The organism is Bradyrhizobium sp. 23AC, assembly GCF_054863025.1.
In genome coordinates, this window is record NZ_JAVAYN010000153.1 from 1 (window position 1) to 272 (window position 272).

The 272-nt window shown below is 69.5% G+C and carries 1 protein-coding gene; it reads left to right on the forward strand.

Going from position 1 to position 272, the window contains the following annotated elements:
- On the forward strand, positions 1 to 272 hold a 272-nt coding region (locus RAD10_RS41880), incomplete at both ends, for a hypothetical protein (RefSeq protein ID WP_461622026.1).

A 272-nucleotide genomic window follows, 5' to 3' on the forward strand; every position in this document is an offset into this window, starting at 1 on the left:
AAATTCCGTGACGGCATGCCGGTGACCGGGCAGGCGGTGACGGTGATCCTGTCCTCGATCGACCGCATCAAGGAAATCCTCGCAGGGCTGGAGGCCACCGAAGCCGAGCCGGAGGGGACCGACCGCGACCTCATCGACAAGCTGGAAGCGATGGTCGAGCAGGGCATGGCCGCTATGGCCGCGGGCGCTGCCGCAGCTCCCGTTGCCGAAGCCCCGCCGCTGGTGCCGGAGGCCCCGGTTGCCGCTGCTGCGCCGGCCAAGGAGATGACGCA